This is a genomic window from Bacillus sp. V33-4 (genome assembly GCF_002860225.1).
Taxonomy (GTDB): domain Bacteria; phylum Bacillota; class Bacilli; order Bacillales; family Cytobacillaceae; genus Bacillus_BJ; species Bacillus_BJ canaveralius.
On the sequence record NZ_PGVC01000069.1, the window covers coordinates 1 to 14010 of the forward strand.

The window sequence follows — 14010 nt, forward strand, 5'->3', positions numbered from 1 at the left end:
GTTGATAGGTCAGAGGTGGAAGCGTGGCGACATGTGGAGCTGACTGATACTAATCGATCGAGGACTTAACCACAATTTGAAATGGTGTTCTCGTGTTTACACTTACTTCTTCTGGATTATCTAGTTTTGAGAGAACGAAGTTTCAATTTTCTCTTGAAATAATCCAAAAAGACATTATAATAGGATATGTCTTGAACTTGTCTGGTGGCGATAGCGAGAAGGTCACACCCGTTCCCATCCCGAACACGGAAGTTAAGCTTCTCAGCGCCGATGGTAGTTGGGGGTCTCCCCCTGTGAGAGTAGGACGCCGCCGGGCGATTATTTTAATATTATTATTCCGCAGTAGCTCAGTGGTAGAGCAACGAGCAAAGCTGCTGGATTGGGCTCCGAGTTGTACCCATCGAGCTGCTACTTGCTTAAGCTTACTGAGATGGGGACATTCGAAACAAAACTATGTTTAGGGTTGTTTATTATTATTCCGCAGTAGCTCAGTGGTAGAGCATTCGGCTGTTAACCGAACGGTCGCAGGTTCGAATCCTGCCTGCGGAGCCATTTTCTTAATGACTAATGATCTCATGAGTGAGTTACAGGAAAAATGCTTCCATAGCTCAGCAGGTAGAGCACTTCCATGGTAAGGAAGAGGTCAGCGGTTCGAGCCCGCTTGGGAGCTCTCTAGTAAATTGATAGAATACATAGACATAAAAAAGGGCCCGTTGGTCAAGCGGTTAAGACACCGCCCTTTCACGGCGGTAACACGGGTTCGAATCCCGTACGGGTCACCATATTTTTATTGTGGAGGATTAGCTCAGCTGGGAGAGCATCTGCCTTACAAGCAGAGGGTCGGCGGTTCGAGCCCGTCATCCTCCACCATATTGTCTTCAGCTTATAGACAGCCTGTAATGATAACTTCTATTGGACAATTAAATAGATATGCCGGTGTAGCTCAATTGGTAGAGCAACTGACTTGTAATCAGTAGGTTGGGGGTTCAAGTCCTCTTGCCGGCACCATTTTTTTTAAAACTAGTGGAGGGGTAGCGAAGTGGCTAAACGCGGCGGACTGTAAATCCGCTCCCTCCGGGTTCGGCGGTTCGAATCCGTCCCCCTCCACCATTCCAACTTCAAGTATACAAAAAATGGACAATCCAAAACTGTCCTTTTTATTTTGCAGAATCTTTAGCGCGATACACTTAAGGTTATAAAATATTGGGCTATAGCCAAGCGGTAAGGCAACGGACTTTGACTCCGTCATGCGTTGGTTCGAATCCAGCTAGCCCAGCCAAAGAGCCATTAGCTCAGTCGGTAGAGCATCTGACTTTTAATCAGAGGGTCGAAGGTTCGAGTCCTTCATGGCTCATCAAATCAAAGTAAAGGGATCCTGTTAACATTACAGGATTCCTTTTTCTATTTTAATTGCATTGATTCGACTTACAGGTATGTAACCTGATGAGAATCGATCACAAAATAATAATGACATTCGTGATTGCTCAAATTGATAAAACAGTGTTCGGTATTTGCTTCAAACAATACTGAATCACCCTCTTTTAGAATATGGACTTCATTTATTAGTTTGACGTTGATTTTGCTGCAATGGTTGTAGAGAAATAGACATTTGATCAATGCCTATTTCTTAGTGATACAGTTAATATCCTTTTGTAAAATCAACTTTATTAATCGCCGGGTTTTCACCTTTTAGATAGTTTTGTAAATTTGGAATGAAAATATCTTCGATTACCCGCTTCGTATAGTGTTCAGTTGATCCGGAAGTGTGGGGGGTAATCATCACGTTTTCCATCTCCCATAGCGGACTGTCGCTATCGAGCGGTTCGGTCTCAAATACGTCCAGACCGGCACCGGCGATTTCTCCAGTTTGAAGTGCTTGAACGAGTGCTGGTTCATCAACAATTTCACCACGGCCAATATTAATAAAAAAGGCAGACGGCTTCATTTTTTGAAATTGTTCCGCTCCAAATAGATGATGCGTTTCGCTTGTCAGCGGCAATGTTACAACAACATAGTCACAGCTTGGAAGAACGGCGTTTAATGCCCGGGGAGTGTACATTTCATCGACATAATCTTCATCATTCCCTGAGTGGCGGACGCCGACTACCTTCATGCCGAATGCCTTGGCAATTTTGGCTGTTTCCTTGCCGATTGCGCCTACACCGATAATGCCGACAGTCTTCTCGTGCATTTCAAGGCTTAACCCGGAATGGTGCCATGTTTTTGAGAGTTGATTTCGGACATAAGTGTGAATCTTTCGTGTCAGTCCAAGCATTAATGCAAAAATGGTTTCTGAAATCGGAAAGGCGTGCACCCCGTTGGCGCTCGTTACGATCACTTTTTGGGACTCCAGTTCTTTTAACGGTAACGAATTTACGCCTGCACTCCATGTCTGCACCCAACGCAGCTTTGTATGTTCTTTTAGGCAATGCTCGGTTAATTCTTTTTTCCAGCCGACGATCACTTCAGCTTCATTTAAATGATCCTTCCAAACTGAAGAATCCTTTCCTATCAACACTTCCCACTCAGGAACCAGTTTCATGATTTTCTGGTGGTATCTGTTATCAATATCATGGACTATAATCAGTTTCCTTTTTTGCATGAACCCACCCCATTGCAACGTTTTTCTACTACCATTTTAACAGATTTTTCTTCCGGCAATCGCAGGAAAAGATTATGGCAATTCCGCAAGTTCGACATTAATCCACGAACGCATATATATACACAATCTTGTCGAGTTGAGTCATTTTTATGAAAGCGGTTAAAATATAGTAAAAACGGGGATGCAGGAGGGAACGGCATGAATAAAATTTCTATCATCGGTATGCCGATGGATTTAGGGCAAATGAGACGTGGTGTGGACATGGGTCCAAGTGCGATGAGGTATGCGGGGATCAATGAAAAACTGAAAAATTTAAATATTGAAGTGGATGATTTAGGTGATATTCCAGTCGGCAGGCCGGAAGTAGTGATCAGGCCGGATACGAATTTAAGAAATCTGGAATTAGTAGCTGAAAAAAACGAAAAGCTTGCTGCTGAGGTCGATAAAGTAATTGAAGCAGGATCCTTTCCACTTGTGCTTGGCGGAGATCATAGTATCACCATCGGTACGCTTGCCGGTGTTGCCAAACATTATGACAATCTCGGTGTGATTTGGTATGATGCCCATGGAGATTTAAATACCGGCGAAACTTCGCCATCCGGCAATATTCATGGCATGCCTCTCGCTGTCAGTCTCGGTATCGGGCATGAAATGTTGACTCAAATCGGCGGCTACAGTCCAAAAATCAAGGCGGAGAATATTGTTATCATTGGAGCCAGATCGCTTGATGAAGGAGAAAGAGCCCTTATTAAGGCAAATGGTATAAAAGTTTATACGATGCACGAAATTGACCGCCTCGGCATGACAAGGATCATGGAGGAAGCGATCGCCTATTTAAAAGACCGAACAGACGGTGTTCATCTCTCACTCGATTTAGATGGGCTTGACCCGGCGGATGCCCCAGGTGTCGGAACACCGGTTATTGGTGGAATTAGCTACCGGGAGAGCCATCTTGCCATGGAGATGCTTGAGGAAGCCAAACTCATCACCTCGGCTGAATTTGTAGAAGTAAATCCAATTCTTGATGATAAAAATAAAACCGCAACGGTCGCCGTTGCTTTAATGGGATCATTATTTGGTGAAAAATTGCTATAACAATAAAACAGCAGGCTGATTTAAGCCCTGCTGTTTTATTTTTTCGCTGTTAATATATAATAACGATTTAATAGACGATCCAATTTAGTGCTGACCTCCAGCACTTTTCGATTTGAAAGTGAAGAATGGGCAGCCAGCTCAACCATCTCTTTCCTGCAGAATTCAATATCTCTTAGAAGCGTATGGGGACACATGACTAAACCTCTCTTTTCAATAAATACTTGCTTCTGTTATACCCCAAATTAAAGTTTTTAAAACACCATGGTAAATTTTTGTTAGTATTAAGGAGTGAGAAATTCTTATGAAAAATGTGAAACCTTTTTCGCTATCGATTCGTAATATCGTATAGCCGCATTGGAGCGGAGGCAAACCATAATGGAGACAATTGTAAAAAACAGGATCAATCAGGTTTTAAGAGGGGATCAAAATGCCTTTGGGGAAATTGTTGAGCTATACAAGGACAAGGTATTCCAACTTTGTTTCCGCATGCTCGGGAACCGGCATGAAGCGGAAGACATTGCACAGGAAGCGTTTATAAGAGCATATGTTAATATTAATACGTTTAAAATAGATCGGAAATTTTCAACCTGGCTGTATCGCATTGCCACGAATTTGTGCATCGACCGGATTCGCAAGAAAAAGCCGGATTACTATTTGGATGCCGAAGTAGCGGGTACAAATGGATTAAATATGTATTCGCAAATTGCTGCCGATACAAGCCTGCCTGAAGATGACCTCGAAAGCATGGAGCTTCAGGAAATGATCCAGGGAGAGATTTCAAAACTGCCGGAAAAATACCGTTCTGTGATCGTTCTAAAATATATAGAAGAATTGTCGCTCAATGAAATCAGCGAAATTTTGGATATGCCGCTCGGAACGGTGAAAACAAGAATCCATAGAGGGCGCGAAGCGTTGCGAAAGCAATTGCGCCATGTTTAGTCGAAAGGGTGAGAACTTTGAAATGTCCTGAAGAAATAATTGAATACATGCACGAATATTTAGATGATGAGATCTCAGCCGAACATCAACAGGAATTGAGAAAGCATCTCCACGATTGCATCGATTGCCAGACGCACTTTCATGAACTTAAAAAAGCGATTGCCTTAGTGCAAAGCACTTCACATATTCAAGCGCCATTAAATTTTACTGCCGATGTGATGGGCAGACTTCCGAAAGAAAACCGAAAAGTAGGTATTCAGCGCTGGTTTCGCCACCATCCGCTCTTAACTGCTGCTTCGCTCTTTCTTGTCCTCATGATGGGTGGTGTCGTTTCTGCATGGAACGAGGAGGATCAGCAATTTTCTGTTTCGAAACAGCCGAACTTAATTGTCGAAAGTGATACAGTGATTGTCCCCAAGGGAGAAGTTGTTGAAGGCGATGTCACAGTCAAGAATGGCAACGTGAAAATCGAAGGTGAAGTGAAAGGCGATGTAACCGTGATTAATGGCGAAAATTATCTCGCATCTGCCGGGCATGTTTCGGGGGAAATAAAAGAAGTGAACGAAATGTTCGACTGGATTTGGTATCATATTAAAAAAACAGCAAAAGAAGCTGTCAATGTATTTGACGGAGAAGACAAGAAGCCGCTCGAGGAGAGCGGCTGATTTTATTTCTCGCCAGTATGTGTTTAGGGCAAAATAAGCCATATGCAGGTAGTTGGGCCAAAACAGCAATGTTCAGAGAGCGTAGTAAGTCTATTCAACGTGAATACCTGTTCACATTCAACCATATCAAAATTTGTGTTATAATATTAAAGTTACATATGAATATAAGCGGCTACCGCTTTTAGATTCTATAAATGGGGGAAATTACATGCCGTTTTATGATATACCGATATTAGAACTGCTTGCAAATACCCTGGACATTCTTCTTGTATGGTTTGTGATCTACAAGCTGATCAATGTCGTGAGGGGAACAAAAGCTGTCCAATTATTAAATGGAATTTTTGTTATTCTTCTTGGGAAGGTTATCAGCGATTTCTTGCATTTAAATACATTAAGCTGGTTGATGCAGCAGGTGATAGAATGGGGTTTTCTGGCGATTATTATCATCTTTCAGCCCGAGTTAAGAAGAGCCCTTGAGCAGCTTGGCCGAGGCAAGATTTTTGCGAAGAGCGGGATACCTGAAGAGGAAGAGCAGGAAAAAATGGTCGAGGCGATTATTCGAGCGACAGATTATATGGCAAAACGCCGCATCGGCGCTTTAATTTCCATTGAAAGAGAAACCGGCATGGGCGACTATATCGAAACAGGCATTCCGCTCCACGCAAAAGTTTCTTCGGAATTACTGATCAATATTTTTATCCCGAATACGCCGCTGCACGACGGAGCTGTGGTCATCCAGAGAAACAATGTCGCAGCAGCAGCCTGTTACTTGCCGTTATCGGAAAGCCCATTTATTTCAAAGGAACTGGGAACGCGGCACCGGGCCGCTCTAGGAATCAGTGAAGTCACCGACAGCATTACCGTCGTCGTTTCAGAGGAAACGGGAAATGTATCGTTAACGAAAAACGGCGATCTCCACCGTGATTTAACGAGCGATACATTCCGTGAACTGCTTGAAAATGGATTGCTATCCAATAATAAAACAAAACAAGCTTCTTCAGCGCGCTGGAACTGGAGGGGAAACAAAAAATGATTGATAAGTTGATGGAAAATCATTGGTTTATGAAAGTGGTGGCCCTCGTCCTTGCGGTTCTGCTATTTTCCTCTGTCCCAACTCCGGAAGATGAAGGCGGATCAGAGGTAAACGTTCCAGGAGAAAACAATACCGAAACGATTGAAGATATTCCCGTTAAAAGTTATTATGATACAGAAAATCTGGTGGTATCAGGTGTCCCTGAAACGGTAAATGTGACGATTGAAGGCCCAAAACAGCTCGTCCAGCAAACTCGCACACTGAAGAACTTTGAAGTGCTTGTCGATTTATCAGAGGCCGAAATCGGCACCCAGACTGTGGAGCTGCTCGTTCGTGATATTTCAGACAAGCTTCAGGTAACGATTGAACCTGCGTACGCAGAAGTATCTGTTCAAGAGCGGGTTACTAGAGAATTTCCAGTAGAGGCGGAATTCAATCAATCGCTTCTTGAGGAAGGTTACATCTCCGAACAGCCGACAGTCGAACCGGACCGAGTGAAAATTACCGGGGCCAAGGACGTGATTGATCGAATTAGCTTTGTCAAAGCAACGATTGATGCCAGGGGTCCAATCGATCAGACGATTACAGAGAAGGCCAGCATCCGGGCGCTCGACCGTGAACTAAATAAACTGGATGTCATCGTTGAACCGGAGGCTGTTGAAGTCACGGTACCTGTCCGCAGCACAAGCAAAACAGTTCCTATTAATATTGTGCAAACGGGAACGCCCCCTGAAGGGATCACGATACAATCAATTACCCTTGACACAGATGAAGCCCGAATCTTTGCGAGCCCAAATATTCTCGATCATACTGAAAACGTCAGGGTTGAAGTTGATGTTAGTGGAATCCGCAGCAATTCAACGATGACTTTGCCCGTAATTATTTCAGAAGGGGTCACGAGTGTGAAACCGGCAACGGTAGAAGCTGCGATCCGGGTGACTGTTGCTAAACAAGAGGCAAGCGCCCCGGCAGATCCGCAGGCAAACAATGAAGAAAGACGGACCCTTCCGGATATTCCGATTAGGACACAGGGTCTGAATGAAAAATACAATATGGCCTTTTCAGATCCGGCATCGGCGGCAGTAAACTTGACAGTTATCGGCCCGAGAGACGCAGTTACACGCTTAACAGCCGGAGATTTTAATTTATTTATAGATGCATCAAACCTCGGTGAAGGAGAGCATCAACTGAACATCCAGATCAATGGGCCAAACAATGTGAAATGGGAACTGAGTAAAGCTGTAGCAACCGTTTCAATTTCTCAAAAGGAAGCTTAAAGAACAGTAATTATTCAATGAAGGAGAGATTTTTGAATGGGTAAATATTTCGGTACGGATGGAGTACGCGGAGTTGCAAATAGTGAATTGACACCGGAGCTTGCTTTTAAATTGGGACGTTTCGGCGGATATGTTCTAACAAAAGACAAGAACCGCCCGAAGGTCTTGATTGGACGCGATACTCGCATTTCCGGCCATATGCTCGAAGGCGCACTCGTAGCAGGTCTTTTATCGATCGGGGCAGAAGTCATGCGTTTAGGCGTGATTTCAACTCCTGGAGTGGCATATTTAACGAAAGCCCAGGGAGCCCAGGCGGGAGTGATGATCTCTGCCTCTCATAACCCGGTAGCTGACAATGGCATTAAGTTTTTTGGCCCGGATGGATTTAAGCTTTCCGATGAACAGGAGAACGAAATTGAGCAGTTGATGGACTTATCTGAAGATGAGCTTCCTCGTCCAATCGGTGCGGACCTTGGCCAAGTGAATGACTATTTTGAAGGAGGGCAAAAATACCTCCAATATTTAAAGCAATCGGTTGACGAGGATTTCTCCGGCATTCATATTGCGCTTGACTGTGCGCACGGAGCGACATCGTCTCTAGCCACCCATTTATTTGCCGATCTTGATGCGGACTTGTCCACAATGGGCGCATCTCCGAACGGCCTTAATATTAATGAAGGGGTCGGCTCAACCCATCCGGAAGCATTAGCCACTTTTTTGAAGGAAAAGGGAGCGGATATTGGCCTTTCATTTGATGGAGACGGTGATCGGCTCATCGCGATTGATGAAAACGGAAATATCGTTGACGGTGATCAGATCATGTACATATGCGCAAAGTACATGAAAGAAGAAGGACGATTGAAGCATGGAACGGTTGTCTCGACCGTCATGAGTAATCTTGGGTTTTACAAAGGGCTTGAGGCGCTTGGAATCAAGAGTGTACCAACCGCAGTCGGTGACCGTTATGTGGTCGAGGAAATGAAAAAGAACGGCTTTAATCTTGGCGGTGAACAATCAGGCCATATTATTTTCCTTGATTACAACACGACTGGTGACGGACTTTTAACAGGACTCCAGCTTGTGAACATTATGAAGGTAACGCAAAAGCCACTTTCCGAGCTTGCGGCTGGAATGAAAAAATTCCCGCAGGTGCTCGTCAATATCCGCGTAACGGACAAGCACCATGTAACTGAAAATGTGAAGGTGAAGGAAGTCATTGACCAGGTTGAAGCGGAAATGAATGGTGATGGCCGCATCCTCGTTCGCCCATCTGGAACAGAGCCGCTCGTACGGGTCATGGCAGAAGCGCCAACAGAGGAGCTTTGCCAGGCGTATGTTGATCGGATTGCAGAAGTGGTCAGAGCGGAAATGGGTTTAAAAGAAGAATAAGACAAAGGATATGCATAGGGGAACGAAAGAGCTCCCTTATGCATATTTTTTTATAAGGAATATGAAGCGATTTGATCCGTGCCGCTAATTTCCTTTCGTTTTCGGTTGACGGATATCCCGCCATGCGGTATGATAATCCTGTTTTTGTGAAAACAAAAATTATTTTTTAAGAAAGGTGGGCAGTCAGGGGAAAACGGATTTCTAAAAGCGCCTGGACTAATCCGAACGGAAATGGATTAGTTGACGAGGAGGAGGTTTATCGAAGTTTCGGCGGATACCTCCCGGTTGATAGCACAACCGAAAATCCCTTCTTTAAATCATTAAGGCAACTTAATGGACAAAGGGAAGGGAATGCAAATAGACGCAAGGTCAGGGGAAAGGTTGTCTGACCTCATACTTCAATAAAAAAACAGAGATAAGGGGGCAAGTATGCTCCCAGCCTTCTTGCCCCCTTGTAATCAGGGAGGAACAGAAGTAAATGTGTGGAATTGTAGGTTATATCGGAAATAATGATTCAAAAGAGATTTTATTACGAGGTTTAGAAAAGCTTGAGTATAGAGGCTATGATTCAGCCGGAATCGCGATCATGAATGATAACGGCGTCCATGTTTTTAAAGAAAAAGGCCGGGTTGCCGACTTGCGCAGCATTGTTGATCAAAGTGTCCAAGCTCATACAGGAATTGGACATACCCGCTGGGCAACCCATGGTGTTCCAAGCCAGCTGAATGCTCACCCACACCAAAGCGCGTCAAGCCGTTTCACGCTTGTGCACAATGGCGTGATCGAAAACTATGACCTCTTAAAGCGCGAATATTTGCAAGGAGTTACTTTGAAAAGTGATACTGATACAGAAGTGATTGTCCAGATCATTGAACTGTTCATAAATGATGGACTAACTGTAAAAGAAGCGTTCCGCAAAACGCTTTCGCTTTTAAAAGGATCTTACGCATTAGCCCTTTTAGATGAAGAGGACAACGAAACGATCTATGTTGCGAAAAATAAGAGCCCGCTTTTAGTAGGATTGGGTGATGACTTCAACGTTGTAGCCAGCGATGCGATGGCGATGCTTCAAGTAACCAATCAATTTGTCGAATTGATGGATAAAGAAATCGTGATTGTCACAAAGGACGAAGTAATGATTGAGACACTAAGCGGTGATGTAATGACGCGTGCGCCTTTCACAGCTGAGCTTGATGCCAGTGATATTGAAAAAGGCACCTATCCGCACTACATGCTCAAAGAAATTGATGAGCAGCCGCTTGTGATCCGCAGGATTGTGCAAAAGTACCAGAACGAACAAGGTGCATTAACAATTGATCCAGAGATCATCAATGCAATGAATGAAACGGACCGCATCTATATTATCGCTGCCGGAACGTCTTACCATGCCGGTCTTGTTGGCAAGCAGTTCATTGAAAAAATTGCCAACGTGCCAGTTGAAGTTCATATTTCCAGCGAGTTCGGGTACAATATCCCGCTTCTATCTGCAAATCCTTTGTTCATTTTCATCTCACAGAGCGGTGAAACAGCGGACAGCCGTGCCGTCCTTGTCGAGATCAAAGAGATGGGCTACAAAGCTCTAACGATCACAAACGTTCCAGGCTCAACGCTTTCCCGTGAAGCGGATTACACATTGCTGCTCCATGCCGGACCGGAAATCGCGGTCGCTTCTACAAAAGCATACACTGCCCAGTTAGCTGTATTGGCTATCCTTGCTGAGGTAACTGGCAAGAGCCGCGGTATTGATCTTGATTTCGACCTTGTTCATGAACTCGGCATTGCGGCAAATGCAATCGAAGTCCTTTGTGATTCAAAAGAAGAAATTGAAGCAATCGCCCGTGAGTATTTAGCAACAACTCGCAACGCCTTCTTTATCGGCCGCGGTATCGATTTTTACGTAGGCCTTGAAGGGGCACTAAAGCTAAAAGAAATCTCTTATATTCAAGCTGAAGGCTTTGCAGGCGGTGAACTGAAGCACGGAACGATCGCCCTGATCGAAAACGGCACACCAGTCATTGCCCTTGCAACCCAGGAAATCGTCAACCTAAGCATCCGTGGCAACGTCAAAGAGGTCGTCGCCCGCGGCGCCAACCCGTGCATCATCTCCATGAAGGGACTCGAAATGGACGAAGACCGCTTCGTCATCCCGGAAGTGCACAGCCTGTTAACACCTCTTATCTCTGTAATACCACTGCAGCTGATTGCTTACTATGCTGCCCTGCACCGTGAATGCGACGTTGACAAGCCACGTAACTTGGCTAAGAGTGTTACGGTGGAGTAAGACAACAGGTAGATACTTTATTATGTGTTAATCAACAATAAAGTCGTATCCTATACAATAAAGTTGTACCTTAAACATAAAAATTGTACCCTGCGCAATAAAGTTGTACCTATCAACAACTAAATACTTTGTTCTTAGACAACTCAGGCGTGACATAATGCCTGGCTAATTATTAGCGCGAAAATTATCTTCAAGCCTAACATGAATTATTTTAAACAAAAGCCTGAATCTAATAAACTAGTGAAAAAGGCAGCTAATCAGCTGCCTTTTTTGTCTTTAAACACCAAAGGGCACTACAGACCTTTTGTAAATGATGATTGGCTATATTAATGTTATTATGTCACTGTTACTTTCCACTTCCCCACGCTAAAAAGTCGGTACCTACTGTTAAATAGTTGGTAGTCCAAACGGCAAAGGAAGCGGAAAGAGCAGCGGGCAGTCTAATATGTATTCAATCGTTATTCAACCGGTTTTTTCAATGAAAAATCAATACAAACTCGGGGCAGATCCAGTAGGGTTTTGCTCCTTTTTCTTTTGCTCAACACCCCTCCAATCCTTTGTCCAATAAGGGTTCCAGTCATCCTCTCTCAATTTCCCTTGTGTCTATTCTGTTGTTTTCCTCACTGTATAAACCCGTAGGGTTTCAGTTCTTTTTCAATACTTTTTCAGTAGTATTTTTTCACTTTTTCCATTTCTTTTTGTTAATTCTTCTCTCCATTATGGAAGAACTTTTTAACGTTGTCTGAATATTCGATACAACCCGAAACGGAAAAAAGAGGACAAGAATGGGGGTTTTGGGGAAGAACTATAAAGCATAGAAAAAAGAGTGGTGGAAGGAAGAGGGAATAGGGAAGAGGCTTAGAGCCGCAAAGGTTTGAGGGGAGTGAGGGGGAAGAGGAAGCGGGGAAGAACTAAAAGACAGGGCAATAGCCGGGTTGTAAGGCCCCCATGCGGAAATCTCATTTCCGCCGCCTGCGCCGGCCACCAGCAAGGCTGCTGGTTTATCGCCCAGCTGCATGCGGAAATACGATTGTACCATGGCGAACAATCCGTCATAAGTGGGAATCGAGATGCGAGTGTTCTTCTCGTATAACGCCGCCATTTCGGAGTCAAATGCATATTCTTCAGTCACTGTTAAACACCTCAACTAGTGCTTGTAGCCAACAAAACCTTTCATCGATTTAATATCAACCAGGTGGAGGAATGGCAAGTAGACCTTTTAGGCCAAGATTCGCTCTTGAATTTGTTTCTCTTGCTTAGCTTTAAATTTTACCGCATTTGAATTTAAACTCTTGACCTATAGTGTACTCTAGATTGTAGGATAATTATTGTAACAGTGACTATTGAAGGGGGGGGGCGTTTGAGCTATACAATTGGTCAAGTTGCCGAAGAAACTGGTTTATCTATCCATACTTTGCGTTTTTATGAAAAGGAAGGAATCCTTCCTCCGGTTAAGCGCAACGAAAGCAGCAGACGTGTTTATGATTCTGCAGATATTGAATGGCTGAAGTTTGCATGTTGTCTTAGGGACACGGGAATGACCATCGCAGAAATGAAAAGATTTGCACAACTCACTATACAAGGGGACGAAACAATTAAGGAACGTATTAAACTTCTTTTGGAACAAAAAGAAAGGATTAATTCTCAAATTGACCAGCTAACCAACTATCAATCCATGATTGATTATAAGATTAAATTCTATTCTAATAATGTAAGGCATCTAAGCGACAAATAGGTCACTTTTTCCCAATATGTCCTATATTAAGGAGGCAGGAAAATATGAAAACCATATTAATTACAGGTGCTTCTAAGGGGATCGGAAAATCTGCAGCGATACTTTTTGCAAATATGGGATGGAATGTAGTAGCAACCATGCGTGCCCCAGAGAACGAAACTATTCTAACACAGTATGAAAATGTCTTGGTGACAAAATTGGATGTTCAGAATAAAGAAACCATTGAAAAAGCTATAACCCAGGGTATTGAATCATTTGGCAATATTGATGTTGTAGTAAACAATGCTGGTTATGGTGCATTTGGAATTTTTGAAGCAGCTTCCGAGGAGCAAATCCAAAGACAATTTGATGTCAATGTGTTCGGAATTATGCGTGTCATAAAAGAAATCCTTCCACATTTTCGAGCAAAAAGGAATGGAATGATTATTAATATTACATCGCAAGGTGGAAGGATAACTTTTCCCTCTTTTTCGCTTTATCATGCCACTAAATTTGCGGTAAATGGGTTTAGCGAAGCTTTAACTTTTGAATTAGCGCCTTTTAACATCCGAGTAAAAGTAGTTGAACCAGGGGCTACATTAACGGATTTTGCCAGAGGATCAATGGACTTTCTAAGAGATAAAAATTTACAAGACTACAGCCATTATGAAGAGCTTGTTAAAGATGGATACGGAAAAATGTACAAAGAACCTAATTCTCCAGAAATCATTGCTAAAGTAATCTACACTGCTGCTACTGATGAGTCAAATCAATTAAGATACCCTGCCGGTCAAGATGCTGAAAAGTATCTCCTGAAAGAAAAAAAAGAATTAAGTGACGAAGAATTTATGAAGAAAATGGGTCAAAAATTCTCTTTAATAATGGAGTAGCAAAACTGCTCCATTAAACCCCAATGTGGATTTTGAATAAAGTTTGATAATCTATAATTTAACTCACTAGCGTTGCACAAAAAATCTATGAAAAAGTCAAGGATGAAAAAATGGAATAAAAATCA

General features: G+C 43.2%; 13 protein-coding genes, 8 tRNA genes and 1 rRNA gene. 18 read left to right on the plus strand and 4 right to left on the minus strand.

The window, feature by feature from the left end:
• Positions 1–200: 200 nt before the first annotated feature.
• The 9 genes from rrf to CVD23_RS20320 all read left to right on the plus strand — a co-directional run bounded on the left by rrf (position 201) and on the right by CVD23_RS20320 (position 1354).
• Positions 201–316: ribosomal RNA gene (gene rrf / locus CVD23_RS20280) — 5S ribosomal RNA — on the plus strand.
• A 161-nt stretch (positions 317–477) separates the two neighbouring features.
• Positions 478–552: transfer RNA gene (locus CVD23_RS20285), tRNA-Asn, on the plus strand.
• 45 nt (positions 553–597) lie between these two features.
• Positions 598–670, plus strand: a tRNA-Thr gene (locus CVD23_RS20290).
• 37 nt (positions 671–707) lie between these two features.
• Positions 708–782 (plus strand) — tRNA-Glu (locus CVD23_RS20295).
• A gap of 12 nt (positions 783–794) precedes the next feature.
• Positions 795–870 (plus strand) — tRNA-Val (locus CVD23_RS20300).
• 62 nt (positions 871–932) lie between these two features.
• Positions 933–1008 (plus strand) — tRNA-Thr (locus tag CVD23_RS20305).
• Between the two features lie 17 nt (positions 1009–1025).
• A tRNA-Tyr gene (locus CVD23_RS20310) sits at positions 1026–1110 on the plus strand.
• A gap of 94 nt (positions 1111–1204) precedes the next feature.
• Positions 1205–1279 (plus strand) — tRNA-Gln (locus tag CVD23_RS20315).
• Between the two features lie 2 nt (positions 1280–1281).
• Positions 1282–1354, plus strand: a tRNA-Lys gene (locus CVD23_RS20320).
• A gap of 71 nt (positions 1355–1425) precedes the next feature.
• Here CVD23_RS20320 and CVD23_RS20325 read toward each other — a convergent pair.
• On the minus strand, positions 1426–1617 hold the full coding sequence (locus CVD23_RS20325; RefSeq protein ID WP_101667000.1) for a cupin domain-containing protein: 192 nt from the start codon (positions 1615–1617) through the stop codon (positions 1426–1428).
• A gap of 22 nt (positions 1618–1639) precedes the next feature.
• The gene (locus tag CVD23_RS20330) at positions 1640–2602 is read right to left on the minus strand and encodes a D-2-hydroxyacid dehydrogenase (protein ID WP_101667001.1); all 963 of its coding nucleotides are present in this window, start codon (positions 2600–2602) and stop codon (positions 1640–1642) included.
• A gap of 198 nt (positions 2603–2800) precedes the next feature.
• Here CVD23_RS20330 and rocF point away from each other — a divergent pair, with 198 nt between their 5' ends.
• A complete protein-coding gene (rocF, locus tag CVD23_RS20335) occupies positions 2801–3697 on the plus strand; it encodes an arginase (RefSeq protein WP_101667002.1) in 897 nt (298 codons plus the stop codon).
• A gap of 35 nt (positions 3698–3732) precedes the next feature.
• Here rocF and CVD23_RS20340 read toward each other — a convergent pair whose 3' ends face one another.
• Positions 3733–3891, minus strand: coding sequence for an aspartyl-phosphate phosphatase Spo0E family protein (locus CVD23_RS20340; protein ID WP_101579089.1), 159 nt, complete (start codon positions 3889–3891; stop codon positions 3733–3735).
• Positions 3892–4072: 181 nt separating this feature from the next.
• Here CVD23_RS20340 and sigW point away from each other — a divergent pair, with 181 nt between their 5' ends.
• The 6 genes from sigW (at position 4073) to glmS (ending at position 11281) form a co-directional block, all read left to right on the plus strand.
• Positions 4073–4636, plus strand: coding sequence for an RNA polymerase sigma factor SigW (gene sigW / locus CVD23_RS20345; RefSeq protein WP_101579088.1), 564 nt, complete (start codon positions 4073–4075; stop codon positions 4634–4636).
• Positions 4637–4653: 17 nt separating this feature from the next.
• Entirely contained in the window at positions 4654–5301 is a 648-nt protein-coding gene (locus CVD23_RS20350; RefSeq protein WP_101667003.1) for an anti-sigma factor family protein, read from the plus strand.
• A 208-nt stretch (positions 5302–5509) separates the two neighbouring features.
• Positions 5510–6334, plus strand: coding sequence for a diadenylate cyclase CdaA (cdaA, locus tag CVD23_RS20355; protein WP_101667004.1), 825 nt, complete (start codon positions 5510–5512; stop codon positions 6332–6334).
• Positions 6331–7611 carry a CdaR family protein gene (locus CVD23_RS20360; RefSeq protein ID WP_101667005.1) on the plus strand — a complete coding sequence of 427 codons (1281 nt, stop codon included), beginning with the start codon at positions 6331–6333 and terminating at the stop codon, positions 7609–7611. The genes cdaA and CVD23_RS20360 overlap by 4 nt, the downstream gene beginning before the upstream one ends.
• A gap of 36 nt (positions 7612–7647) precedes the next feature.
• Positions 7648–9000 carry a phosphoglucosamine mutase gene (glmM, locus tag CVD23_RS20365; protein ID WP_101667006.1) on the plus strand — a complete coding sequence of 451 codons (1353 nt, stop codon included), beginning with the start codon at positions 7648–7650 and terminating at the stop codon, positions 8998–9000.
• Between the two features lie 478 nt (positions 9001–9478).
• Positions 9479–11281, plus strand: a complete 1803-nt coding sequence (gene glmS, locus CVD23_RS20370) for a glutamine--fructose-6-phosphate transaminase (isomerizing) (protein ID WP_101667007.1) — start codon at positions 9479–9481, stop codon at positions 11279–11281.
• A gap of 805 nt (positions 11282–12086) precedes the next feature.
• On the opposite strand, the gene CVD23_RS22125 is transcribed toward glmS, so the two are convergent.
• A complete protein-coding gene (locus CVD23_RS22125) occupies positions 12087–12413 on the minus strand; it encodes a hypothetical protein (RefSeq protein WP_180955742.1) in 327 nt (108 codons plus the stop codon).
• A gap of 228 nt (positions 12414–12641) precedes the next feature.
• Between CVD23_RS22125 and CVD23_RS20380 the strand changes: the two genes are divergently transcribed.
• Complete coding sequence (locus CVD23_RS20380) at positions 12642–13016, plus strand: MerR family transcriptional regulator (protein WP_101667008.1); 375 nt, start codon at positions 12642–12644, stop codon at positions 13014–13016.
• 44 nt (positions 13017–13060) lie between these two features.
• Positions 13061–13885 (plus strand): SDR family oxidoreductase, encoded by an 825-nt coding sequence (locus tag CVD23_RS20385; protein ID WP_101667009.1) that lies wholly within the window; start codon positions 13061–13063, stop codon positions 13883–13885.
• Positions 13886–14010 lie beyond the last annotated feature (125 nt).

Bases quoted from the DNA above. Each gene is read 5' to 3' on its own strand.
- sigW (WP_101579088.1), top strand. From the start codon at position 4,073: ATGGAGACAATTGTAAAAAACAGGATCAATCAGGTTTTAAGAGGGGAT.
- rocF (WP_101667002.1), top strand. From the start codon at position 2,801: ATGAATAAAATTTCTATCATCGGTATGCCGATGGATTTAGGGCAAATG.
- CVD23_RS20330 (WP_101667001.1), bottom strand. From the start codon at position 2,602: ATGCAAAAAAGGAAACTGATTATAGTCCATGATATTGATAACAGATAC.
- CVD23_RS20360 (WP_101667005.1), top strand. From the start codon at position 6,331: ATGATTGATAAGTTGATGGAAAATCATTGGTTTATGAAAGTGGTGGCC.
- glmS (WP_101667007.1), top strand. From the start codon at position 9,479: ATGTGTGGAATTGTAGGTTATATCGGAAATAATGATTCAAAAGAGATT.
- cdaA (WP_101667004.1), top strand. From the start codon at position 5,510: ATGCCGTTTTATGATATACCGATATTAGAACTGCTTGCAAATACCCTG.
- CVD23_RS20340 (WP_101579089.1), bottom strand. From the start codon at position 3,891: ATGTGTCCCCATACGCTTCTAAGAGATATTGAATTCTGCAGGAAAGAG.
- glmM (WP_101667006.1), top strand. From the start codon at position 7,648: ATGGGTAAATATTTCGGTACGGATGGAGTACGCGGAGTTGCAAATAGT.
- CVD23_RS20385 (WP_101667009.1), top strand. From the start codon at position 13,061: ATGAAAACCATATTAATTACAGGTGCTTCTAAGGGGATCGGAAAATCT.